The sequence below is a fragment of the Mesorhizobium sp. M2A.F.Ca.ET.067.02.1.1 genome (genome assembly GCF_004023285.1).
In the GTDB taxonomy this organism is placed as follows: domain Bacteria; phylum Pseudomonadota; class Alphaproteobacteria; order Rhizobiales; family Rhizobiaceae; genus Mesorhizobium.
In genome coordinates this window covers 1-394 of sequence record NZ_RZSB01001484.1, presented here as the reverse complement: position 1 = coordinate 394, position 394 = coordinate 1, and the positions used below count along the sequence as shown (strand labels likewise).

General features: G+C 68.8%; 1 protein-coding gene. It reads left to right on the top strand.

What is annotated here, in order from left to right; all coding sequences use genetic code 11:
* The coding region (locus EOA28_RS39820; protein ID WP_210215005.1) for a hypothetical protein at window positions 1-228 on the top strand (228 nt) is incomplete at its 5' end.
* Window positions 229-394: the final 166 nt, after the last annotated feature.

The following is a 394-nucleotide window of genomic DNA, read 5'->3' as shown; positions in this document are numbered from 1 at the left end:
ATCGCCGGCTTCGACTGGACGCTCGACGATCGCGGCGGGCGGCATCGCCGCTTCAGCGGCGTGCTGAAGGCAGAGGTGCAGGCCCTGGCAGGCCAGCCCATGCCTGGCCGTCGGGCACCCTTCCCTGCATCGCGGCCGACGGCGCATCGGGCGCCGGCCAATCAGGACGAGCCGCCGGCTTCGGCCGGCTCGAATCTCAATCGCAACCGAACCGGAGCAAGGCCATGACTGTGCATGTGATGAAGGACGGCTGGGTCGGCGTCACCAAGGGCCGGCCAAAGGTGGGCGCCTTTGCCGAGCGCTCGCGGCGCACCCAACCGCAGGATATCGACGCCTTCGCCGAGATGACCGGCGACCGTAACCCATTGCATTACGACAAGGCACTGGCCGAGGC